The sequence below is a fragment of the Bradyrhizobium sp. 187 genome (assembly GCF_023101005.1).
Lineage (GTDB): Bacteria > Pseudomonadota > Alphaproteobacteria > Rhizobiales > Xanthobacteraceae > Bradyrhizobium > Bradyrhizobium canariense_D.
In genome coordinates this window covers 1,509,208-1,531,265 of sequence record NZ_CP064693.1, presented here as the reverse complement: position 1 = coordinate 1,531,265, position 22,058 = coordinate 1,509,208, and the positions used below count along the sequence as shown (strand labels likewise).

Here is a 22,058-nt window from a genome sequence, read left to right as displayed (position 1 = left end):
CGATCCTTAGAGGCGGGGCTTGACTTTTATAATTACGATCGTCATGTATATCAATAGTTACGATCGTAATCAAACGATTTCAGGCCCGGTAGTGGCGTCGGAGAGGCATTATGAACAGGATTACACCGAAGATCGCGCTAGTGACCGGCGCCTCCTCAGGCATCGGCCAGGCGACGGCGGAGCGACTCGCGAACGCCGGCTACAAGGTGTTCGGCACCAGCAGGCGGGGCGCGCAGGCGGGCAAGCAGGCGTTCGAGATGCTGGCTCTCGACGTCACCAGCGATGCATCGGTGGAAGCCGCCGTCGGCGAAGTGATCCGGCGCGAGGGTCGCATCGACCTGCTCGTCAACAACGCCGGCTTCGGCGTTGCCCCTGCCGGCGCGGAAGAGAGCTCGATGGAGCAGGCGCGCGCGATTTTCGAGACGAACTTCTTCGGCCTGATCCGGATGACGCGCGCCGTCGTGCCGCACATGCGGCGCCATGGAAGCGGCCGCATCATCAACATCGGCTCAGTGCTCGGCTTTCTGCCGATGCCTTACGGCGCGCTCTATGCCGCGACCAAGCACGCCGCGGCAGGCTATTCGGAATCGCTCGACCATGAACTGCGCACGCGGGGCATCCGGGTCTCCGTAGTCGAGCCCGCCTACACCAAGACGCCGTTCGACGCGAACTTCATGGAGCCCGACGCCACGCTCGACGAATATCGCGAGGCGCGCGCCGGCGTGACCAAGCGGGTGAACGAGGTGATGGCGACGGCCGAACAGCCCGGCGTCGTGGCCGATGCCGTGCTGAAGGCCGCGAGCGCGGTGCGCCCGCAACTCAAATACGCGGCCGGCAGCCTTGCGAAGCGCCTGCGATTTCTGCGCCGGTTCGCGCCCGCAGCCCTGGTGGATGCCGGAATCCGAAAGGATTTGCGGCTGGATGCGACGGCGGCGCTGCAGCCCGCCCGCACCGCGCGGGCTTTCTGAGGGCCGCAATCTTGCCAGTGCGAAGAACCTTCGGACCGAGAGAAAAAATGAGAGCCCTCGTGTTCAAGCGCTACGGCAAGCCGGACCAGATCGCGTTGGCCGATATCCCGCGGCCGACGCCGAAGCCGAACGAAATCCTGGTCCAGGTTCATGCCGCGGGGTTGAACCCGATCGACAACATGATTCCGAAGGGAACGTTCAAGCCGATCCTGAAGTTTGAACTGCCGGCCACGCTGGGCAGCGACCTGGCGGGCGTCGTCGTCGAGGTCGGAAGCCGCGTGACCCGCTTCAAGCCGGGCGACGCCGTCTTCGCCAGCATCTTTGATCTCGGCACAGGCGCTCTCGCCGAATTCGCGACCGTGCCGGAGGATGCCGCCGCGCTCAAGCCGCCGAACCTGGACTTCGTGCACGCGGCCTCGATCCCGATGGTCGGCCTGACATCGTGGCAAGCTCTTAGGGAGCGCATACGTCTCAAACCCGGCCAGAAAGTCTTCATCCCCGCCGGCGCCGGCGGGATCGGCACGTTCGCGATCCAGCTCGCGAAATATTTCGGCGCCAAAGTGGGGACGACGACCAGCACTGGAAATATCGATCTGGTGCGCAGCCTCGGGGCTGACGAGGTGATCGACTACAAGACCCAGCAATTCGAGGAAGTGCTGCGGGACTACGACGCGGTGCTGGGCACGCTCAGGGGCGATGCGGTCGAGACATCGCTTCGGATCCTGAAGCGGGGGAGCAGGATTGCCTCGCTGGTCGGGCCGCCGGACGCCGCGTTCGCGCGCGACCGCGGGATGAACGTCGTCATGGTGTTCCTGTTCGGATGGCTGAGCCGCAAGATCATTCGCCGCGCCGGCAAGATCGGCGCGGAGTATTCGTTCGTGTTCGTGCACCCGGACGGCAGGCAACTCGCCGAGATCGGCGAGCTTCTCAAGGCGGAGCGTATCCGGCCGGTGATCGACAAGGTCTTTCCGTTCGAACAGGCGAAAGACGCGCTGGCCTATCTCGAAAAGGGACGAGCCAGGGGGAAAATCGTCGTCCAGATGAGATGAGGGCGTGGATCCGCCCCGCGCGCAATCGCCTCAGTCCCCACCCCGCCACCGCTCCGGCACGCTCTTGAGCCCACACCCTCGTTCATCGTCGTTTCGAAAACGCAGATGCGTTTTCCGATACGCACGATCGCCCATGTCGGGCCTGATGCAATCTTCTGCATGATACCACATCATCGCTGCAGCGCTCTCATCAGCACGGGAAGACAGAATCCATGATGTCACAATCTGACGAGTCCGCGCCGATGGCGGACATTCCGTACGGTGAGCGGACGAAGATCACCATCGAGCGCAAAGGCCACATCGTGCTGATCGGCATCAACCGGCCTGGCATCGACAATCGGCTGGACCCGGAGGCGACAGAGAGCCTGGCGAGAGCCTACTACCAGTACGATCGAGATCCCTCGCTGCGTGCAGCGGTTCTGTTCGGCTACGGCGAACGCTTCTCCAGAGGTGTCGATGTCGACGCTTACAAGGCATTTGCTCAATCGGGAAAGACGATGATGGAGGGACCCGGCTTCATCGACCCTCTCGGGCGGACCAAACCGGCGCTCACCAAGCCGCTGATTGTCGCGGTGCATGGCGATACCTGGAATATGGCGCACGAAATCTTCCTCGTTGCGGACATCCGCATAGCATCGGAAGACACGGATTTCGGCCAGGACGAGAACACGCACGGCCGCTTTCCCGGCGGCGGCTCAACCGTTCGCTTCCCACGAGAAGCCGGCTGGGGAAATGCCATGCGGTTCATTCTGACGGGCGATCATTGGGATGCGAACGAAGCGCTCCGGATGGGAACGGTTCAGGAGGTGGCAACAAACCGCGACGCCGCTCGCGCGAAGGCCGTCGAGATCGCCGAGAAGATCGCCGCATGCGCTCCCCTCGGCATCAAGACCTCGATTGCGTCCTCGCACCTTGCGCTCGAAGACCCCGAGGCCGCGCTTGCCCAACTTGGCGACCAATATCGTGCGCTGCTCACGACCAGGGACTTCCAGGAAGGGCGGGATGCCGAGGCACAGAAGCGTCCACCCGTTTACGAAGGACGGTGAGAGCTTCACCCACTCTCACCCCTCCACTCTATAGAGTCTCCATTTTTCCGGCACGCCCTTGAGCCGGTGAATGCCGTGATCTTTCAGGTTGATCGCCGACTGCGACGCCATCAGCTCCTTCACCGCGCTCGACACCAGCACCTCGCCGGCGCTCGCCTTTGCGGCGACGCGGGTGCCGATGTGGAAGGCCAGGCCGACCGCCTCAGTGCCGCTCACGGTGTATTCGCCGGCATGCAGGCCGACCCTGATCTCGAGGCCGAGCGTACGCACGGCCTTCTGGATCGCGGTCGCGCAATTGATTCCGGCGGCCGGCGTCTTGAACGTCGCCAGCACGCCGTCGCCCGTCGTCGTGACTTCCTTGCCGCGCGAGCTCTTCAGCTCCTTGCGGACCGCCGCGTAATAATGGCCCATGATCTTGGTCCAGCGGACATCGCCGAGCTTTGCGGCTTTTGCGGTGGAGCCGACGATATCGACGATCAGGATCGTGGCAAGCGCCCGCTTGAGCTCGGTGTTGCCTGCGGCCGGTCGGCGCCGGAGCACGATCGCGCCGGTCAGCGGTTCATAGCGATGATTGCGGCGCCGCGCGATCGCGGCCTTGGCGTAATCCTGGGCACGCTGCGCGCTGCCGCAGCGAATTGTCTTCTGCTGCGGCAGACGCGTCCAGTAGACCTTTCGTCCGTCACCCGCGCCCTGGACTTCCACGGCGCCCCATTTCAGGAGGATCGCCGTGCCAACGCGCCGGACACACCACGCCTTCGACGTGTAACCCGATACGTTCGACTGATGGATTCCGATGCGGAGGAATTTTGGCATGTACTGCGGCCGATCGATGACACGCTTGGACGAAACGCTTGGTTGCGCTTCGCACCGAGCGTAGTCACACAATCCTGCGTTGGCAACAGGACTCGATGATCGCCCGCTGCTTAGCCGAGGGCCTCCGTCATCTTCAAAACGCAAAAAGCTCGATCGGATCGCTGAAGCCGCGCACCTCATATTTTCCGACATGCTCCAGCTCGAACTCTCGCTCGACCAGCTCGGCAAAGTCGCGTGACAGCAACACTTTCTTTCCCAATTGCTTGGTCAAGGCTTCGAGGCGTGAGGCCATGTTGACGGCGGGACCGATCACGGTGAAGTCGAGCCGGGTGGACGATCCGATATTGCCGTACATGACGTCGCCGACATGGACGCCGATGCCGTAGTTCAGCGGCGCTCGGCCGGTGCCGTCGTTGCGCGCGTTCAACGCGATCATGGCCTGCCTGGCTTCGGTCACGGCATGCAGCAGGTTTGCGCAGGCCTTGGGCTCGCTCAGCGGAAAGATGGCGAGCAGGCCGTCACCGATGAATTTCAGGATCTCGCCGCCATGCCGCGCGATCGGCTCCGACATCGCGTCGAAATAATCGTTGAGCAGATCGATGACGTCGTCGCGCGGCCAATTGTCGGAAATCTTGGTGAAGTCGCGCAGATCGCAGATCATGATCGCGGCGCGCACCGTCGTACCGGTACCGCGCCGCGTGGCGCCGGCCAGGATGAGCTCGCCGGCATGGGAGCCGACATAGGTCTCGAGCAGCGTTCGCGCCAATCGATTCTTAACGCGGATCTCGCTGACCAGCGCCAGCACAGGCAACAAGTTCTTGAGGGCAGCGACATGGGTGTCGTCGAAGCCGCCGGGCCGGTTGGTCGCGAAGGTGACGAGATGGCGCTTGCCGAGCGTATGATAGAGCGGCCAAGCCACATAGTCGGTGAGGCCCTGCGCGCGCATCTCGCGGTAGAGCGCGTGCTTGCGGCCGAGCGCTGGGTCCTGCTCGAGATTTTCGCGCAACTCGGTCGCGCCGTCGAACATTTCGTTGGCGGGACTGCCGATATATTCAGACCGCTCGCGGACGTCATGGTCGACCCGTGCAATCTCTGCCTCGCGCATGCCGTCGGCCCACATGAAGCGGGCGCCCAGCCATTGCGGGTGCTGGATCAGCACGTGAAGGGTTGAGCGCGCCAGCGGAATGCCGGCCTGCTGAAGCCGGATGCACATCTCGGCAAAGATATTGTCGATAAAGCGCTGGTCGCGCGTGCCGTTGATCAACCAGTCGACGACGCCGTCGGACAGCGTGGCGGATTTGTTCTCTGGCGCGGTCATATCTGCCCGTTCATATCGTGGCCGCCCATATCGTGCTTTGGCTTTTGGGCGGCGGCTGCATCAGGGCAGATATCGTGCTCCGGCGCGACGGCGTCAACCTAGCCAGTTGCACGGATTGTGCGCATCGCTCTGGTGGGCTGGAACGCCGTTCAGCCGACGATCTGGATAGAGCCCAGCACGGCCAGCCCCGAGACGAGCGCAAGCGTCGATGCCCCCGTCAGTTCGACTTTCAAGGTGTTTTCGTGCGAAATCGAAAAATCCGTGCCTTCGAGACGGATAGTGCAGTCGCCGCGCGCCGCATAAATTAGATGCGTGCCGGCGGACAATCGCCGCTCACCGGGCTCCTTAAGCGCTTCGAGCTCAAGCGCGACCGCACCGCGCCGGCCCATCAAATTCACCACCTCGACTCGCCCTTCCTCGAGCCGGGTCACGATCTCGAGCTCGCCGGTGAAGCGCACCGTCGTAAACGGCTCGCGCTCGTCGAATTCCTCGGTGGGCGACTTCAGCACCAGCCCGCGTCCGCCGACCACCATCTGCAGGCGGTCGATGCCGGGCATATGGGAGAATGGCCCCGGCGCCACAATCGGCGTGGTCGCGAAGCGCCAGAGCAGGCTGTCCCAATCCTTCACGGATTCAGCGCGATGGGCATCCGCAATATCGGTGAAGATGCCGCCGCCGTTCTTCCAGGGCGAGCGGGCGTAGTCTTCGGATTTCAGCAGTGTGGTTTTCATGCCTTTGAGGCTTATCAGATGAGCAGGCCCTGCGAAACTGTCGCGTCGAGCCGCAGCCTGTTACGGATCGACGTCACATCCCGCTCAGGCCGCTATCGACCGCGAGCGTTTGCGCGGTGACGTAGACGCTCTCGTCCGAGAGGAAGAACAGCACGGCATAGGCGATTTCCCAGGCGGTGGCCTGGCGGCCGAACGGGACGTGACCCTTGCCGCGCGAGGGGCGGCCGGCGCCGGCCTCGCGACCGTTCGGCGTGTCGACGAGACCGGGATAGACGAGGTTGGCGCGGATGCCGCGGCGCGATCCGAGATGGGCGATGTTGCGCATGAGGCCGCCGAGCGCGGCTTTCGAGGAATCATACGCCGCCATCTGCGAGCCGGCCTTCAGAGCGGCGATGGAGGAGATGAAGACGATCGATCCGCCGTTGCCGAATTTCGGCAGGCCCGCGCGGCAGCACAGCATCGGACCGCGAACGTTGACGTCGTAGATCGCATTCCACTCCTCGGGGCTGACGGCGTCGAGGCCGACCTTGCCGAAGGTGCCGATGTTGAGGACCATGCCGTCGAGCCCGCCCATGGCGCGATGTGCTTCCTCGATCATGCGCTGGACGTCGGATTCAGAGGTGACATCGGCCGTGATGGCAAAGCCCTCGCCGCCTTCGTCGGTGATGTGCTTGACCGTCTGCTGCGCGGAGGTGTGGTTGAGATCGGCGACCGCGACCTTCGCGCCCTCGCGCGCGCAAAGAATGCTCATGGCGCGGCCGTTGCCGATCGGATCGGTGGCGGCGTCGAACACACGCTGGCCACCGCCGACGATCAGGATGCGACGCCTCTCAAGGCGTCCCCTGCCCGGCGCTTCGCCCAGCGATTCCGCGCTCGGCGGGAGAACATAGCGCTCCGGCCTGGTCTCGGAATTCTCACGCATGCGCGCCGCCTATCTCTTGCCGCTGTCGTAGACCTTCATGCCGGCTGCCGGGTCGAGATCGGTCTCGGTCGCCTCGGTGACACGCGCCATCATCATGTAGAAGCCGAGCGCGACGATGGATTCGACGATCTCCTGGTCGCTGAAATGCGCGCGCATGGCGGCGAAGATCAGCTCGGGAACGCGAACGTGCTCGACCACTTCGCGGCCGAATTTCAGCAGCGCGCGCTCGGCCTCGCTCAGGCCGGCGGCATCGTAGTCGGCCCGCTCGACCGCATCGATCTGTGCTTGCGTGCAGCCGATTCCGAGCGCGATCGGCACGTGCTGGCGCCATTCATAGGCACCGCCTTCGAGCTGGGCGGCCTGAAGGATCAGGAGCTCGCGATGGACCGCACTGAGCTTCTGCTTGTGCAGGATCGAATTGCCGAGCCGCATCGCCGGGATCATGTTGGCCTCGGCATGGGCCATCATGCGGAAAATATTCAGCTTGACCGGCATGCGGTCGAACGAGGCGCGGATGTCGCCGCTCGTCGTCTCCGGATCAATCAGGGGCAGCCTTGCCACGAGTCTCTCCCTTGGCTTTTCGTTTCTTATTGTCCTGTGTCCCGCCATCCGCCGCGATCAGCGACAGGAAGAAGGCGAGATAGCAGTCGATCGCCTCGATCACCTTCGGCCGCGGCGACGGTGCCGCGCCCATCACGTAATGCTCGAGACGGATGTAGATCAGCCCGGCCGCGAACAGCCGCGCGGTCTCGCGTGGGTCCGGCGTCGAGACGAGACCGGCGAGCGCAAAGCCGCGGAAATAATCCGTCATCATGCTCTGCTCGCGCGCATAGAAATGATCGGCGAATTGGGCGCGGATGCCGGGCACGCGGTTGCGCTCGGCGGTGATCACTTTCTGGAACTGGTGCTCGCGCGGATCGGACCATTGCTCGACGAGATCCAGTGCAAACTGGCGGCAGAACGCGGCGGGCTGGCGCGCGAGCTGCTTGTAGCGCGGCTCTTCCAGCCGGCTCGCCGAGCTGGCCGGGCCGTGCTCGCTGACGATCGCCTCGAGGATCGCGGCCTTGCCGGCGAAGTGATTGTAGAGGCTGCTCTCGCGAATGCCGACGCGACGCGCGAGCTCGCGCATCGAGGCGCCGCCATAGCCGCTCTGCGCGAACAGATCGAGCGCCTCGGCGAGAATGCGCGCGCGGGTCGTGGGCGCAGCCGCTTCCGCCGCGCTGGTGGTGTGGACAGCCATGCGGGCTTGACTAACGAACGATCGTTCGCTAGTCAACCGCCGGCACGATCGCTCGTTCGGTCTTGCGCTTCAACTCCGCTCTCAAAAGAAGCGGAGAGCAATCTGGGGAGATCAGGTCATGGCGCGCTTCGTCCATTTTCGTCTGCTGCGCGCCGCAACTTTGTCATTGGTCATAACGTTCTCGGCAATGCTGCCTGCGCGGGCCGAGGATCCGGCCGCCTATCCCACGCACAAGATCAGGATGCTGCTGCCTTATGCGGCCGGTGGCGGCGGCGACGTGATCGGACGACTGCTCGGCGACAGGATGGGCAAGACGCTCGGACAGAGCGTCTATATCGAGAACCACACCGGGGCTGCCGGCACGCTCGGCACCCAGATGGTCGCGGCGTCGGCGAATGACGGCTACACCATCACCGTAGGCGGCATGACCACGCATGTGCTGGCGCCGGCGATCTATCCGAAACTGCCTTACGATTCGATCAAGGATTTCACCACGATCGGGCGCATCGGCACGTCCTCGATCATGCTGGTGGCGACCAAGGATTTTGCCGCCAACGACATCAAGGGCCTGATCGCGCTGGCCAGGAAGGGCGAGCCGATCCAGTACGGAAGCTGGGGCGTCGGCTCGACCGGACAGTTCTGCGCGGAAATCCTGATGCAGCAGACCGGAATCAAGATGGACCACGTGCCGTTCAACGGCATCGCCAAACTGGCCGGCGATCTGCTCGGCGGCCACATCTCGCTGGCGACACTCGACATGGCGACCGCGACGCCGCTGGTGAAGGACGGCTCGATCAAGGCGCTGGCCGCCTGCGGCGAACGCTCGCCGAGCCTGCCGGATGTCGCAAGCTACAAGGAACAAGGCGTGCCGTTCGACCGCAGCCTGTCCTGGGCGATGTATGCGCCTGCGGGGCTTGCCGAACCGATCGCAAGAAAGCTGTCCGCGGCGCTGAAGGACGCGCTCGCCGATGCCGAGGTGAAGGAGAAGCTGCTGGGGCTTGGCATCACGCCGCAATTCGTGCCGGGCGACGAGCAGCGTGACATCAACGCCCGTGACATCGCGGCCTGGAAGCAGGTTGCCAAGGACGCGGGCATTGAACTGAAGTGATCAAGCTGACAAGAGGAGCGCGGGCATGAGCCGCATCTTCGGCGCGGTACGCCAGAACGGTTATGTGGTGCGGGACATCCACTCCGCGATGAAGCACTGGATCGAGGTGATGGGCGTCGGTCCCTGGTACTACATGGACCGCGTCAAGACCGACTGGTTTTGCCATCGCGGCGAAAACTCCGCCGTCGAGATGAGCATCGCGCTGGCCAATTCCGGCGATCTCCAGATCGAGCTGATCCAGCAGCGCAACGACGCGCCCTCGCTGTACAGGGAGTTCCTCGAGTCCGGCCACGAAGGCCTTCAGCACATGTCCTACTGGAGCCACGACTACCAGGCGCTCTACGACAGGGCGCTCGGGCTCGGCTACAGGATCGGCCACGAGGGCCAGATCGGCGGCGACAAGGGGCGCTTTGCCTATTTCGACACCCAGGCCCATCCAGGCACCGTGATCGAGATCTCCGACATCAGCGGCACCAAGGGGCCGTTCTTCGAGAAGGTCCGGCAGGCTGCTTTGAGCTGGGACGGCACGCGGCCGATCCGCGAGGTCGGCGGGAGCCCATGACGCAGGCGGCCAGCAAGGCGATGCAGGAATCAGCCGGGTTCACCGTGCTGCTGGCGCGGTAGACGGCAATCCATGGTAACGTGAGCCTCGTCTCCGAACTTCAGCGAGGCAAGCATGTCCAACACTGACAAGGTTTTCGCCGGCTCGATCCCGAAGCTTTACGACGAATATCTGGTGCCGATGATCTTCGCCGTTTACGCCGACGACATCGCAAGACGTGTCGCGGCCCGGTCTCCCTCCGTGCTGCTCGAGATCGCGGCAGGCACCGGCGCCGTGACGCGCGCGGTGGCGGCGGCGCTGCCGCGCGGCGTTCGTTATGTCGCGACCGACCTCAACGAGCCGATGCTGGCTGTCGCGGCGCAGCGTCAGGCAGACGACGATCGCATCTCGTGGCGCCAGGCCGACGCATCGGCCCTGCCCTTCGACGATGCAGCCTTCGACGTGGTCTGCTGCCAGTTCGGCGCCATGTTCTTTCCGGACCGCGTGAAGGCCTACGGGGAAGTGAAGCGCGTCCTCAACGGCAATGGCACGTTCGTGTTCAACGTCTGGGATCGCATCGAGGACAATGTGCTGACGCATGAAGCGACCGTCGCGCTCGAAAAGCTGTTTCCCGACGACCCGCCTCGTTTCATGGCCCGGACGCCGCACGGCTATCACGACAAGGCCGTCATCAGAACCGACCTCGAACGCGCAGGCTTCCGTGACATATCGATCGAAACGCGAGCTGAAATAAGCCGGGCCCCGTCGCCCGAGCACGTCGCGATCGCGCTCTGCCAGGGCACGCCGCTGCGCAGCGAGATCGAGGCGCGCGATGCCAGCAAGCTTCAGGCTGCGACCGACATCGTCGCCGAGGCGATCCGAACGCGCCATGGGTCCGGACCGATCGAAGGCAAGATCCAGGCTATCGTCATCGAGGCGCGGCGATAGTGCGAGCTTCGATCCGCCCGCTCCTACCAGAAGCCCCGCTGCATCGGCTGTGCCGGCTGATAATATTGATACTGGCCGCGCCGGCGCGGATTGACGGGCTGCGGATTCGGATCGCGCTGGAAGAAGAAGCCGAAACCGTTGCCGCCATTGTCCCAGCCGTCATCGCTCGCCATGGCCATCGGAGGCGCGGTCGGCTTGCGCGTGATGAAACCGCCCTGGGGCTGGTTGCTCAGCACTGCGACGAACTCGGTGCGGTAGTTGGTCTCGCTGCTCAGCGGCTCGTCCGAGATGATGATCGAGGAGCGCGGCAACGCGGTCGGCGCGATGCGATCGAGCACCTCCTGTGGGATGGTGATGCGGTCGAGTGCGTTCTTGGCGTTGTCGCTGTCTTCGATCGTGACCACGCTCCAGCGCAGGCCGGTGTCGGTCTTCGCCATCGCGGTGAAGATATGCGTGCCGAGCGGCTGATCCGGATTGCGGATCGTGACGGGAACCTCGATGCTGGTGTCGAACACCTCGCCGCCGCCGTCCGGTGCCGGCTTGTGCGTGTTCCGCCGCACGTAGAGCTTCTGCGTCGCGCGGCTGATGTAGACCGAGACCGGCTCGAGTGCGAGCTTTGCGTCGGTCGCGGCCTTCACGGCATCGGCCTTCCTGGCCGCTGCCGCCTTGGCGGCCTCTTTCGTGGCAGCCACCGCGTCGCGCTTCGGTTGTGCGGCGCTCTTGGCGGCATCGAGCTGCGTCGCCGCGTCGGCGGCCTTGGTGGCGGCCTTCTGCTTCAGCTCCTCGGCCTTGGCGCGGGCCTGATCGGTCTTGGCGGCCGCGAGCTGCCTGTCGGCGAAGGCGAGCTCGGCGTCGGCGCGGGTCTTCTGCTGTTCCAGCTTGCGCAACGAGGCCGGCAGCGATGCCGCCTCTTTCGCGGCCGCCGTCGCGGCCTTCTTGGCCTCGTCGGCCGCCCTTGTGGCCTCCTCGGCCTCGCCGGAGAGCCTGCCAATTTGGCCCGGCGCCGCCGCAATGGCGTCCCGCTTCGGCATGAACAGTGCGGGATGAACGATGTCGATCGGAGCCGCGTCGTTCGGCGAGATGATCACCCGCATCCCGATGTTGGTCTTGTCGAACAGGCCCTCCGCAAAGCCGAACGGCATCCGCACGCAGCCATGCGAAGCGGCGTAGCCGGGCAGCGGCCCGCCATGCAGCGCGATGCCGTTCCAGGTGATGCGCTGCATGTTCGGCATCCAGGCGTCGTCATACATGGTCGAGTGGTGGTCCTTGTCCTTCTCGATGATGGCGAAGACGCCGGCCGGCGTCTCGCGTCCCGTCGTGCCGGTGGACACCGGCGCGCGAAAAATCCAGCCCTCGGCGTCGTAGAAGGTGACCTGCTGGCTCTTGATCGACACGATCGCCATGATCGGTTCGCCAGCCTCGCGCGGTGCCACCGCCTCGGCCGGCTGACGCGCCTGCTTGGCCGCATTGGCCGGAGCCACGGCCGCAAAGGCGAGCATTGCCGCCAGGGTCACAATTCCGGGGGGCCCCCAACGCCGCATCGCCACGGTGGATTGCGCCGTTGTCATCAGGTTTCTCATGCCATCCTCGGTCGAAATGCCAGTCCGCCGGTCATTGATCAGATTGCGATCTTTGAATTAAGAAATCGCCGCCGCCTTACGTTCCGTCTGTGGCGACATTCGGCACGTTCCGGCGATAAATCTCATATACGACGGTTAACGCAGGCGGAAGGGCGCCGCGCGGCCGAAGCTGGCGGTCTATCGCTGCGACAGAATGACCGGGGATCGGTGACACGGCTGCCAGCGCCCGGCGTCGGACGGCGAAGCCACGTTGAACGGCCGCTAGACGCCCATCGCGTTCCGATCGCGCGAATTCACGCCGGTCGGCGGCCGCGCGGGGCGGCGTAAAGCTAAGCCACTGGAGTCAAGGCTGCCTTTTCAAACAAGGCTGCCTTGCCAAACAAGGCTGCCTCTCCAAAGGAGACGAGCCGCTGCCGTTCCTCGTCCCACAAGGTCAGCCGCACGGTCCGCAAACTCTGGAGCAGCGTGATCCGCCCGACACCAGCGAACTGCGGATGGTCGCGCAATACGTCCTGCAAGCGATAGCAGGGAATTCGACTGGACAAATGATGGATGTGGTGGACGCCGATATTTGCCGTGAACCATCGCAAGACACCCGGCAATTGGTAGTGAGAGCTGCCGTGCAGCGCGGCGTCGTGAAAGTTCCAGGTCTCGTCGTGGGCCCAATGCGTGTGCTCGAACTGGTGCTGGACGTAGAACAGCCACACACCGATCGACGCCGCCAGGACAACGATCGGCAGATGCACAAGCAGCAACGGCCCATAGCCGACCAGCCAGATCATCGTGACGGCGAGAACCGCGAGGGCGATGTTCGTGCCCATCGTGCTCAGCCAGGGTTTCCAGCCGCGACGCATCATCCCGACCGGCAATCGGTGCTTCAAGATGAACAAATACGAGGGACCGGCGCCAAACATCACGAGGGGATGTCGATACAAGCGATACAGCGTCCGGCGCCATCGCGACCGCCCGAGAAATTCGCGCGTGGTCAACGTATCGATGTCGCCCAAGCCCCTGTGGTCGAGATTGCCGGAATTCGCGTGATGGCCCGCATGGTTATGCCGCCAGTAGCCGTATGGCGTCAGTGTCATCACGCCGATGGCACGGCCGACCCAATCGTTGGCAACGCGGCCGCGGAAGAACGAGCCGTGTCCGCAATCGTGTTGGATCATGAAGAGGCGGACCAGCAAACCCGCCGCGGGCACCTCGAGCAGGAGGGCAAACCAATAGCCCTGGTCAAGAGCGACCCAGATCAGAGCCCAGATGACGACGAACGGGATCGCCGTGATCGCCAGTTCGAGGACACCCCGCGTATTGTCAGGCTCGCGATAGCGGGCAAGCAACTGCGCCGATGCGCGGATTTCCGGCGTTCCTTGGGTCATATCTGCTCTGCTTCCGACATGCCGCCCAAGAAGCACAGTTATGGCCACGGACGCAACAAAATCGCCCTCCGCCCTAGACCCGGGCGGCTGTGCGCTTCCGGTCGGAACCGAGCCATCGCCAGGCCAGGCGGCGCTTTCAGAGCTTCAGACGCTGAGGCCGAGCCTCGTCAGGCATCGCGGCTTAAACGCCCAGCGCCTTGCGGTTGAAGGTTCGCAGGAAACGCAGCGACAGCGTCCGGACGTTTGCGATGTTCAGCAACCACGCGGCAGCGGCATAAGCGAGCCCGCCGGCGAGGCTCACGAGCATGAGCGGGACGAGGCCGATGCCATTGACCTGGGATCGTGCCACGAGGATCGCAGCCGCCATCGCCGCGGCGGAGACCGCAACGCCGGCGAGGCGGTGGAGGTCGAACGGGACCGGATGGGCGCGATGCATCAGCACGACGGCAACGAGGAAACCGATCGCTTCGGTTGCAAGGGTCGCCAGCGCCGCGCCGTAGAGACCATGGCCGGCCACCAGCACGAACATCAACGCCACGCTGACGACCAGCGTCAGGAACGACTGCGCCGCCAGCATGAACGGTCGCTCGGCAAGCTGGAAGCTGATCTGCACATAGAACTGATTGGCGATGCCGAACAAGCGCGCGAGCACCAGGGTCGGCAGCAATACCGACACGCCGGCGCGGAAGTCGACGCCGACGAGCGTGCCGGCGACCTGGTCGGCTACGAGCGCGAGCCAGACCGCGACGGGCGCAACTACGACGAGCAGAAGTTCGAGGCTCTCGGTCAGCCGCTCCCGCGTCGTCTCGATGTTCTTGTCCGATAATGACCGGAACACCAACGGCACGGTCGCCGCGGCGACGCTGGAGGCGATCATGACCATGAACTGTCGCGGCAGATCGGCGGCGACGCCAAAGATTCCGGCGGCGTCCTTGCCGAGCAAATAAGCCACGATGAGGCGGTCGCAGGCCGAGTAGACCGCAACCGACAATCCGGCCAGCGTCAGCGGCAGGCCGTAGCGCGCGAGCTGCACGAACTGGCTGCGCTGAAAGCGCGCGATCCTGGTGCGGTCACCGAGAAGGTTCAGGATGATCCCGGCGAGCGAACCCAGGCCGAATGCGGCGAGCAGTCCCAGTCCACCCCAGCCGAGCCAGATGCCGAGCAGGCCGAAACCGACGCTCGACACGCTGCGCACGATCGAGATCGCCGCGAACCTGTAAGGGCGCAGTTTTGCGCGCTCGAACTCCTGGCCGACATCGACGGCATTCGCCATGATCGCGACGAACATGCTGGCAAGCAGCAGCCCAACGCTGAGATCATTGCGGAACAGGAAAACCAGCGGCGTGGTGGCGCAGAGGACGGCAACGGTGAGCGCGAAGGCGACAATCGCTGTGCCGCGAAAATCGACCTCGGCCGACATCGCCTGATAGCGCGACACCGACAGCTTGATCCAGGCGAAGAAGATTGCGCCTAGAATGCCAGCCAGGCTGATGCCGACGACATAAACGCCGTACTCCGCCGGCGTCAGCAGCCGCGTGTAGGCCGTGACGGCAAAGAAGCCCACCGCCGCAGGCAGGATGTAGGCGACGAGATAAATCGAGAAATGGCGGTTCAGCATGCGAGCACGGGACCGGCAACGTTGTTGCGAGTGTGACGGCCGTTCATCAATTGGACCATGGCGGGGCCAACGAATTGCGCCGCAACATCTCTCAAGAGTGTCACATAAGTCTGGAGATCGGGCGGCGAATCCGGTTTTGAAGCCGCTTTCGCGGGTTAGCGTTAAATTTGCCCTTCCCTGACGGCGCCACGGCCACCGAAAGGAACCGTGATTCGCACTGGCAAAGTTAACCCAACGAGGGAAATCCCCGGCGTTGCAAGGCGTCGCTTGGTACGGTGGCGCGTTGGCTCCGATAAGGAATGCCGTGACCAGGCTCGACAGACGCGAATTTCTCCTCGGCAGCGCCGCAGCACTCGCGGCAGCCGCATCGGCGTCCGCAGCGCCGGCGTCGAAACTCGCCCAGCGCTATCAGGGATTTGGTGCCGCGGCCACGCTCTGGGATCTGCAAGCGGATCCCAGGCTCGGCGAAGCCATCAGCACCTACTGCACACAAGTCGTGCCGGTGCTCGAGCTGAAATGGCCGATGCTGCGTCCGGACGCGCACACCTTTGCCTTCGAACGCGCCGACGCGATCCTGGATTTCGCCCGGCAGAACGACCTGACGATGCGCGGCCACGCGCTCGCCTGGTATCACGACATTCCGGACTGGACCAAGCAGATCAAGGATACCAAGGGCGTCGAGCGCGCTTATGTCGACCACATCGGCACCGTCGTCTCCTATTACAAGGACAAGCTGACGTCGTGGGACGTAGTCAACGAGCCGATCCCGGACAATCCGCACAGCCCGAAAGACCGACGCGAGTCGTTCTGGACGCAGCATCTGGGCAACCGCTGGATTCCGCTGGCGTTCCGCACGGCGGCCGCGGCCGATCCCTTCGTCAAGCTCGCGATCAACGAATACGACATCGAGTCGGCCAAGGACACGTTCGTCGCGAAGCGCGCTGCCTACCGCCATCTCATCATGGAGCTGCTCGACCAGGGCGTGCCGTTGCACGCCGTGGGACTGCAAGCGCATCTGCATGCCGAGCTCGAGATCGACACCCATGGGCTTGCCGAATTCGTCACCGAGCTGCGCGCCTGGGGCCTCGAGGTGCTCGTCACCGAGCTCGATGTCGACGACCAGAAGCTGACGGGGACGCCGGCGGAGCGCGATGCCATCGTCGCCAAGCGCGTCGATGATCTCTTGACCGCGATCTCGACCAGCGGACCGGTGCGCTCGATCCTGACCTGGGGCCTCTCGGACCGCTACAGCTGGATCAACGGCACCTTTGCCCGCGCCGACAAGCAGCCGAACCGTCCTTTGCCGCTCGACGGCGAGTTCAAGCCGAAGCCGTTCATGAACGTGATCAGCAAGTTCACGAGAGACGTGTAAGGTCTAGCGAGCTTTCGGCACTTCGAACTGAGCCTCGTCGCCCATGTGCTCGGGCGAAAGACTCGGACCGCGACGGTCGCGCGAGCTGAGGCGGAACACGTCGCGGATGTCGTCGATCGAGGTCGACGAATAGGACTGGATGCACAGCGCGACCTGGTCGGGCGAAGCGGCGCGCATCATCGCTTCGATGGCGGGACGGTCGAGGCGGGTGTCGTCCCAATGCGAGACCGCGATGCTGTCCTCGGTGACCCGATGAGTGGCCAGATGCGCGGGCGCGTTCGCGACGAAATGGCCGTACATGAGATATTCCGAGAACTTCTTCTTCCGGCACAGTGCTAGAACCCAGTTCAATCCCGTTGCCGACTTGATCGAATCGGTCATCGCGCGCGCGGTGTCCTTGTTCCAGACCAGCGCGTTGCCGACATAGTCGTCCGCGGGGAAGGACCGGTCCTTGATGCCAAGGAGCTGATCGACGGTGCGGAGCCACAGGACATGCAAGGGGTGGGCGGCGTCGATCCCGTTGCGCGTGACGAACAGCGGGGTCTTCTCGGCGCCGGCATACTCACCGACGTCGAATTCGCGGAAGAACAGATTGTCCGAATCCAGGATGCAAACGCGCTGCTCTGGCGCGTTGAGGACGCCGGCGATCTTGAGGATCTGCTGAATGTGCCAGCCATGAACAGGTGACGACAGCAGCGACAGCCAGACGCGCCGTTTGCTGATGAACTGCAGAGCCGGCGGCAACGCCCACAGCCATTTCGGCAAATAGCGCGAGGCCGGAACGATGACGCGTTTGTCGGAAGCGAACCGCGCGAACAGCGGCAGATCCTCATCGTTAACGAGAACATAATGCCGTGTGTAGCCCGTCAACCAGATGTCGATGCTCTCGCTGAGCAGCGAAAAGCGCTCGATATCCTTGGCGTAGCTGGCGGTCAGCAGGGCAACGGAATGCATGGCGCGCGCTCGTATGGCGATCAGGCCGCAGTCATAGCGGCGCCGAGACGCGTTGGATACTTACATTCGCAATCAAGGTAAAATGAAACGAAGCATTAGCCATCCGACGGCAACCCCTGCGCGATGCCGCGAAAGCGCAGCGGCGCCAGCGCGGAGGCGCGCTGCCACCAGTCGGCGACGCGGTCGTCGAGCGCGGTCAGACCGCGGCCTTGGCCGGGAAATATCCGGATCTGCTGCACCGCCTCGGCTTCGAACCCCCTGCCCTTGCGGGTGATCTTGAGGGCGGCGCCTTCGCGGTCCCGCTGGGTCAGCGGCACCAGAAGCCGGCCGCGCGGACGAAGCGACCGAAGCCAGAGCGGATGCGGCTGCGAGAAGCCGGCATGAACGATGATCACGTCGGCGGGTTCGCCGATGTCCTCGCATCCGTCGCCATGGACGACCGCGACGTTGCGATAGGCGCCAAGATAGGTTGCGGCGCGCGCCGCAAGCCGCTCGTCGCATTCGATTGCCTGCACCCTGCCCTTGGGCCCCACGATCTTCGACAGCACGGCTGAGAAATAGCCGAGCCCGCAGCCGATCTGGACCACACGGTCTTTTTCCCCGACGTCGAGCAAATCGATGAAATGCGCCCACAGGCTCGGAAGTCCGGTATCAAGCTTGCGGCGCGCATCGATCGCGACCAGCACATTGTCCTGGAGATGAACGGGATCAGCATCCGGCGTCAGCCGATAGTTGCGCGCCGCCTCGGTCTTGATGCGCCACGGCCCCTTCGCCAGAAACTTTTCGCGCGGAACAGTGCCGAGGGCTTCGAGCAGGCGCGTTGAAGAGATCCGCTCGCGTTTTGAGATCAGCTCCACGTAACGCGCACGCGCGGCGGCAAGATCGCTCATCTCACGGAATCGGCCTGTTTACGAACAAGCGCGTCCACGCCGAGCTCGTCGATCAGTTGCATCGCCTGTTTCAGGTCCGGCGTGGAAAAGCCCTCGCTGAACTTGGCCACAATCGGTACGAGCAGGAGACGAGCGTGCTCGCGCTTGCCGGCTTGGTGCGACAGGCGCGCGAGGCTGACGGCGGTGCGAAGCTCCCAGGACAGAGCGCCCTGCTTACGCGCGATCTCCAGCGACAGGTTGAACAGGTCCTCGGCCTCCTGCACCGAGGCCGGATTCTCATCCGACAGGGTGATCTCGCCTTGCAGGCGGTAGACTTCGGCGAGGTAGGAGTGGTCGCCGGTCCGTCTTGCGGTCGCGAGCGCACCGTCCAGCGCGCGCAAGGCGGCATCGCGCATTCCGACCTTGGCGTAGGCCTCCGCGAGCAGGCAGCGGAACCAGCAGCCGGCGAGCCAGGAATCCATCGCTTCGTATTCGTCGAGGCCGAACCGCATCTGGCTGAGGCCTTCGTCGGCCTCGCCGAGCTGCGCCAGCGCCCAGCCGCGCAGGATCGCCGCCTGCTGCTTCCAGTGCAGGAAATTGTGCTCCGTGGCGATGATCATGGCGCGGTTGGCATGGTCGCGCGTGCCCTCAACATCGCGCAAATGCTGGCAGAGATAGGCGCCGAACACGAGCGCGAAGGCGAGCGTGAATGGGTGGCGGATCTTCTCGGCGTTCGCGATCGCCTGTTCGCTGTGCTGGCGCGCCGCGTCGGGCCGGCCGAGGAACCACAGGAGGTAGCCGAGATAGGACAGCGAGACGACACCGGGATCGGTGCCGTGCCGCTCCATCAGATCGGAGTGCAGGTCGGGGCTGTAGAGGTTGATGCAGCGGTGCAGATGATGCTGGGACGCGGCAAAGCGCCCGCGATAGAGCATAGTCATCGCGATCGAGCGATGCGCCTCGATCAGATAGCCGGTCTGCTGCGCCGGTTGCGTCCCCTCGTTCAGCCGCTCGCGCTTGGCGAACTTCAACAGCTCGACGCTGAGATCGTGCGCGCGGGTCAGATCGGCGCGGATGAAATGACAGACCCAGAGCCCGCGCGTGGCGGCGAAGGCCTTTTCGTCGTCGTCGAGCTGCTGGCCGAGTTCGAGGGCGCGGACGTAGTTCTCCTCGACCTCCTGCACGGCATAGCCCTTGGCGGCGATCAGCGCGTTGCCGAGCGCGATGCGCAATTCGAGCTCCATCTCATCGGCGCCCTGCATGCGCGCATTGGCCTGCACGACGCCGAGGCCGCGGCCCAGATGCCCGATCGCCTCTAGATTGGCGCCACTCTTGGCCGCCTGCTTACCGGCCTTAAGCCAGAAGCTGGCGGCGCTCTCGCTCTGGCCGGATTCGGTCATATGATGGGCGAGCAGTTCCGGTTCGCGCTCGGTCTTCTCGGGATACATCTCGGCCAGCACCTGGGCGATCCGGGAATGCAGCTTGCGCCGCTCGCTGTGCAGCAAGCTCGCATGCGCGGCGTTCTGAATCATCACGTGCTTGAAGGAGTAGAGCGCGTCGGGCGGATGGCCGCGGCGCATGATCAGTCCGGCCTCCTCCAAATGATTGAGCGCGGCCTCGATCTGTTCGGCGGGTGTGTTGGCGACCGCGTGCAGAGTCTCGTAGGAGAATTCGCGGCCGATGGTGGCACCGATTTGCGCGATCCGCTTGAACGGCCCCATCCGGTCCAGCCGCGCCATCAGCGAGTCCGTCAGCGTCGCCGGGATCGCAAGCTGCCGCCACGGACCCGACAGCACGTAGCGCCCGTGCCGTTCGGTCAGGAGGTTGGATTCGAGAACCGTCTTGGTCAGCTCCTCCAGGAACAGCGGCACGCCGTCGGTCTTGACGATGATCTCCTCGATGACCTCCTTGGGAAGCTCGCGTCCCGCCACGCGCTCGACCAGCGTCGCGCGCAACTGCCGGCTCAACCGGTTCAGCACCAGGGTCGTGATATGCGAATGGGCGTTCCAGCTCGGCTGGAATTCGGTGCGCGCGGTGATGATGACCAGGATTGCCCGGTTCTGTGCCCGGTCGACCAGGAGATCGATCACCTCACGGGACGTCGGGTCGATCCAGTGCAGATCCTCGAATGCGATCACCAGCGGCTGCTCGCGCGCAAGGCCGAGGAAATGATTGACCAGCGCCGCGACGGTCGCATCCTTTTGCTGCTGCGGCGACAGCTCGAGCGGCGGATAGCGGTCGCCGGTCGGAATGGACAACAGCACGGCAAACAGCGGCGCAACCTGCTCGATGTCGCCATGAGCGGCGGCGATCGCGGTCTCCAGGCTCGCCAGCGACTGAACGGACGCATCCTCGCGATCGAGACCGAGAGAGAATTTGAGCTGCTCGGCGAACGGATAGAACGCCGTGGAGGTGTAATAGGGCGAGCACTGGAACGAGACCTGTCCATGGCGATCGCCCGCGATCCGGTCGAAGATCTCCTGGATGATGCGCGACTTGCCGATGCCGGGCTCGCCGAACTTGACCACGACCTGGCCCTCGCCCTCCTTGGCCTGCTGCCAGCGCCCCATCAGCAGCGCAATCTCCTCCTCCCGGTTGACGAGCGGGGTCAGCCGCGTGCCCATGGCGGCGGCGAAGCGGGTCTCCACCCGCGAGGCGCGCATCACGTGCCAGGCCTGGGCTTTCTCCGAGATTCCCTTGAGCACGTGGACGCCGAGATCGCGGTAGTCGAACTTCCCCTTCAGCAGCGACTGGGTCGACGTGGAAATCACCACACCGTTGGGCGGCGCCAGGCCCTGCAGGCGCGCGGCGAGATTGACGGTTTCTCCGACCGCGGAGTCGCGCTCTTCGGTGCCCTGTCCGACGAGGTCGCCAACCACGACGAGACCGGTTGCGATGCCGATGCGGACGGCGGGTGAGTGGCTGAGCGCGCCACGCGGCTCGATCGCGCGAGCGGTCGACAGCACCCGGACGATTTCCAGCCCCGCACGCACGGCGCGCTCGGCGTCGTCCTCATGTGCGGTCGGATAGCCGAAATAGACCAAAATACCGTCTCCGACGAAGCGGGCAGCAAAACCTTCGTAATGCTTCACGACGCGGACACAGGTTTCGCGGAAGCTCGCGATCATGTCGCGCACGTCTTCCGGATCGAACTGCACCGAGAGCGAGGTGGAATCCACCATGTCGCAGAACATGGTGGTGAGCTGACGCCGCTCGGCGCCGACCTCCGTCCGGATTTGCGGGCGCGCCGTCGCGTCGGGCTTCTCCGCGGTTTCGGCCCGGAACAACGCGGTCATGGCGCGCTGGAGCCGCTTCCGATCGCCGAGCGGCAATCCGAGCTCGACCAGATCGGATTCGGTCAGGTCCGCCATGACGTCGAGATCGAGACGGTGCTGCGCGAAGAGATCGGTATAGTGGCTAAGACCGATACCCTCGAGCCAGCGCTTCAGCCCGCCTTCCGCTCCCGTGCCCGGCTCATTCTCCAGCATGGTGATTCCGCCCGACCAATCACTCCGTCGAAGGGCTTAGGGCCCCGCAACCACAGATTTTGGGGCCAAAACTTCACCTCAGACTGGACGCCTTTCCTAACTTCTTGGAAGAAT

Annotated in this window: 19 protein-coding genes; 7 read left to right on the top strand and 12 right to left on the bottom strand. The window is 64.3% G+C overall.

Annotation, left to right across the window (positions count from 1 at the left end):
- Nucleotides 1-110 precede the first annotated feature (110 nt).
- The 3 genes from IVB19_RS07340 to IVB19_RS07330 all read left to right on the top strand — a co-directional run bounded on the left by IVB19_RS07340 (nucleotide 111) and on the right by IVB19_RS07330 (nucleotide 3,063).
- Nucleotides 111-968, top strand: a complete 858-nt coding sequence (locus IVB19_RS07340) for an oxidoreductase (protein WP_247410401.1) — start codon at nucleotides 111-113, stop codon at nucleotides 966-968.
- Nucleotides 969-1,015: 47 nt separating this feature from the next.
- Nucleotides 1,016-2,017 (top strand): NADP-dependent oxidoreductase, encoded by a 1,002-nt coding sequence (locus IVB19_RS07335; RefSeq protein ID WP_018455665.1) that lies wholly within the window; start codon nucleotides 1,016-1,018, stop codon nucleotides 2,015-2,017.
- Nucleotides 2,018-2,229: 212 nt separating this feature from the next.
- The gene (locus tag IVB19_RS07330; protein ID WP_247395445.1) at nucleotides 2,230-3,063 is read left to right on the top strand and encodes an enoyl-CoA hydratase-related protein; all 834 of its coding nucleotides are present in this window, start codon (nucleotides 2,230-2,232) and stop codon (nucleotides 3,061-3,063) included.
- Between the two features lie 15 nt (nucleotides 3,064-3,078).
- Here the strand turns inward: IVB19_RS07330 and IVB19_RS07325 are convergent, their stop codons facing one another.
- The 6 genes from IVB19_RS07325 to IVB19_RS07300 form a co-directional block, all read right to left on the bottom strand.
- Nucleotides 3,079-3,876 (bottom strand): adenylate/guanylate cyclase domain-containing protein, encoded by a 798-nt coding sequence (locus IVB19_RS07325; RefSeq protein WP_247372482.1) that lies wholly within the window; start codon nucleotides 3,874-3,876, stop codon nucleotides 3,079-3,081.
- Nucleotides 3,877-4,009: 133 nt separating this feature from the next.
- On the bottom strand, nucleotides 4,010-5,194 hold the full coding sequence (locus IVB19_RS07320) for an adenylate/guanylate cyclase domain-containing protein (protein ID WP_085350341.1): 1,185 nt from the start codon (nucleotides 5,192-5,194) through the stop codon (nucleotides 4,010-4,012).
- 149 nt (nucleotides 5,195-5,343) lie between these two features.
- Nucleotides 5,344-5,925 carry a HutD/Ves family protein gene (locus tag IVB19_RS07315; protein ID WP_085359682.1) on the bottom strand — a complete coding sequence of 194 codons (582 nt, stop codon included), beginning with the start codon at nucleotides 5,923-5,925 and terminating at the stop codon, nucleotides 5,344-5,346.
- 73 nt (nucleotides 5,926-5,998) lie between these two features.
- Nucleotides 5,999-6,847: an SDR family NAD(P)-dependent oxidoreductase gene (locus tag IVB19_RS07310; RefSeq protein WP_247489653.1), complete on the bottom strand. Its 849-nt coding sequence runs from the start codon at nucleotides 6,845-6,847 to the stop codon at nucleotides 5,999-6,001.
- Nucleotides 6,848-6,856: 9 nt separating this feature from the next.
- Complete coding sequence (locus IVB19_RS07305; RefSeq protein WP_085384392.1) at nucleotides 6,857-7,408, bottom strand: carboxymuconolactone decarboxylase family protein; 552 nt, start codon at nucleotides 7,406-7,408, stop codon at nucleotides 6,857-6,859.
- Nucleotides 7,386-8,087, bottom strand: coding sequence for a TetR/AcrR family transcriptional regulator (locus tag IVB19_RS07300; protein ID WP_247821180.1), 702 nt, complete (start codon nucleotides 8,085-8,087; stop codon nucleotides 7,386-7,388). Before IVB19_RS07300 ends, IVB19_RS07305 begins: the two co-directional genes overlap by 23 nt.
- 118 nt (nucleotides 8,088-8,205) lie before the next feature.
- On the opposite strand from IVB19_RS07300, the gene IVB19_RS07295 reads away from it, so the two are divergent.
- From IVB19_RS07295 to IVB19_RS07285, 3 genes are all read left to right on the top strand, one after another.
- Nucleotides 8,206-9,195, top strand: a complete 990-nt coding sequence (locus IVB19_RS07295) for a Bug family tripartite tricarboxylate transporter substrate binding protein (protein WP_085384393.1) — start codon at nucleotides 8,206-8,208, stop codon at nucleotides 9,193-9,195.
- Nucleotides 9,196-9,220: 25 nt separating this feature from the next.
- Nucleotides 9,221-9,757, top strand: a complete 537-nt coding sequence (locus tag IVB19_RS07290) for a VOC family protein (RefSeq protein ID WP_247489659.1) — start codon at nucleotides 9,221-9,223, stop codon at nucleotides 9,755-9,757.
- Nucleotides 9,758-9,871: 114 nt separating this feature from the next.
- Complete coding sequence (locus tag IVB19_RS07285; RefSeq protein ID WP_018455675.1) at nucleotides 9,872-10,684, top strand: class I SAM-dependent methyltransferase; 813 nt, start codon at nucleotides 9,872-9,874, stop codon at nucleotides 10,682-10,684.
- A gap of 23 nt (nucleotides 10,685-10,707) precedes the next feature.
- Here IVB19_RS07285 and IVB19_RS07280 read toward each other — a convergent pair whose 3' ends face one another.
- From IVB19_RS07280 to IVB19_RS07270, 3 genes are all read right to left on the bottom strand, one after another.
- The gene (locus IVB19_RS07280) at nucleotides 10,708-12,264 is read right to left on the bottom strand and encodes a L,D-transpeptidase (protein WP_247441313.1); all 1,557 of its coding nucleotides are present in this window, start codon (nucleotides 12,262-12,264) and stop codon (nucleotides 10,708-10,710) included.
- A 329-nt stretch (nucleotides 12,265-12,593) separates the two neighbouring features.
- Nucleotides 12,594-13,643, bottom strand: a complete 1,050-nt coding sequence (locus IVB19_RS07275) for a fatty acid desaturase (protein ID WP_018455677.1) — start codon at nucleotides 13,641-13,643, stop codon at nucleotides 12,594-12,596.
- A gap of 181 nt (nucleotides 13,644-13,824) precedes the next feature.
- Nucleotides 13,825-15,261: a lipopolysaccharide biosynthesis protein gene (locus tag IVB19_RS07270; RefSeq protein WP_247294652.1), complete on the bottom strand. Its 1,437-nt coding sequence runs from the start codon at nucleotides 15,259-15,261 to the stop codon at nucleotides 13,825-13,827.
- 304 nt (nucleotides 15,262-15,565) lie between these two features.
- On the opposite strand from IVB19_RS07270, the gene IVB19_RS07265 reads away from it, so the two are divergent.
- Complete coding sequence (locus IVB19_RS07265) at nucleotides 15,566-16,633, top strand: endo-1,4-beta-xylanase (protein WP_018455679.1); 1,068 nt, start codon at nucleotides 15,566-15,568, stop codon at nucleotides 16,631-16,633.
- A 3-nt stretch (nucleotides 16,634-16,636) separates the two neighbouring features.
- Here the strand turns inward: IVB19_RS07265 and IVB19_RS07260 are convergent, their stop codons facing one another.
- The 3 genes from IVB19_RS07260 to IVB19_RS07250 form a co-directional block, all read right to left on the bottom strand.
- On the bottom strand, nucleotides 16,637-17,587 hold the full coding sequence (locus IVB19_RS07260) for a DUF6492 family protein (RefSeq protein WP_247821179.1): 951 nt from the start codon (nucleotides 17,585-17,587) through the stop codon (nucleotides 16,637-16,639).
- Nucleotides 17,588-17,682: 95 nt separating this feature from the next.
- On the bottom strand, nucleotides 17,683-18,477 hold the full coding sequence (locus IVB19_RS07255) for a protein-L-isoaspartate O-methyltransferase family protein (protein WP_018455681.1): 795 nt from the start codon (nucleotides 18,475-18,477) through the stop codon (nucleotides 17,683-17,685).
- Nucleotides 18,474-21,944 (bottom strand): ATP-binding protein, encoded by a 3,471-nt coding sequence (locus tag IVB19_RS07250; protein WP_085350333.1) that lies wholly within the window; start codon nucleotides 21,942-21,944, stop codon nucleotides 18,474-18,476. Before IVB19_RS07250 ends, IVB19_RS07255 begins: the two co-directional genes overlap by 4 nt.
- Nucleotides 21,945-22,058 lie beyond the last annotated feature (114 nt).

Bases quoted from the DNA above. Each gene is read 5' to 3' on its own strand.
- IVB19_RS07270 (WP_247294652.1), bottom strand. From the start codon at position 15,261: ATGCTGAACCGCCATTTCTCGATTTATCTCGTCGCCTACATCCTGCCT.
- IVB19_RS07275 (WP_018455677.1), bottom strand. From the start codon at position 13,643: ATGACCCAAGGAACGCCGGAAATCCGCGCATCGGCGCAGTTGCTTGCC.
- IVB19_RS07285 (WP_018455675.1), top strand. From the start codon at position 9,872: ATGTCCAACACTGACAAGGTTTTCGCCGGCTCGATCCCGAAGCTTTAC.
- IVB19_RS07330 (WP_247395445.1), top strand. From the start codon at position 2,230: ATGATGTCACAATCTGACGAGTCCGCGCCGATGGCGGACATTCCGTAC.
- IVB19_RS07300 (WP_247821180.1), bottom strand. From the start codon at position 8,087: ATGGCTGTCCACACCACCAGCGCGGCGGAAGCGGCTGCGCCCACGACC.
- IVB19_RS07335 (WP_018455665.1), top strand. From the start codon at position 1,016: ATGAGAGCCCTCGTGTTCAAGCGCTACGGCAAGCCGGACCAGATCGCG.
- IVB19_RS07340 (WP_247410401.1), top strand. From the start codon at position 111: ATGAACAGGATTACACCGAAGATCGCGCTAGTGACCGGCGCCTCCTCA.
- IVB19_RS07255 (WP_018455681.1), bottom strand. From the start codon at position 18,477: ATGAGCGATCTTGCCGCCGCGCGTGCGCGTTACGTGGAGCTGATCTCA.
- IVB19_RS07260 (WP_247821179.1), bottom strand. From the start codon at position 17,587: ATGCATTCCGTTGCCCTGCTGACCGCCAGCTACGCCAAGGATATCGAG.
- IVB19_RS07295 (WP_085384393.1), top strand. From the start codon at position 8,206: ATGGCGCGCTTCGTCCATTTTCGTCTGCTGCGCGCCGCAACTTTGTCA.
- IVB19_RS07310 (WP_247489653.1), bottom strand. From the start codon at position 6,847: ATGCGTGAGAATTCCGAGACCAGGCCGGAGCGCTATGTTCTCCCGCCG.
- IVB19_RS07250 (WP_085350333.1), bottom strand. From the start codon at position 21,944: ATGCTGGAGAATGAGCCGGGCACGGGAGCGGAAGGCGGGCTGAAGCGC.
- IVB19_RS07315 (WP_085359682.1), bottom strand. From the start codon at position 5,925: ATGAAAACCACACTGCTGAAATCCGAAGACTACGCCCGCTCGCCCTGG.
- IVB19_RS07320 (WP_085350341.1), bottom strand. From the start codon at position 5,194: ATGACCGCGCCAGAGAACAAATCCGCCACGCTGTCCGACGGCGTCGTC.
- IVB19_RS07325 (WP_247372482.1), bottom strand. From the start codon at position 3,876: ATGCCAAAATTCCTCCGCATCGGAATCCATCAGTCGAACGTATCGGGT.
- IVB19_RS07290 (WP_247489659.1), top strand. From the start codon at position 9,221: ATGAGCCGCATCTTCGGCGCGGTACGCCAGAACGGTTATGTGGTGCGG.
- IVB19_RS07280 (WP_247441313.1), bottom strand. From the start codon at position 12,264: ATGAGAAACCTGATGACAACGGCGCAATCCACCGTGGCGATGCGGCGT.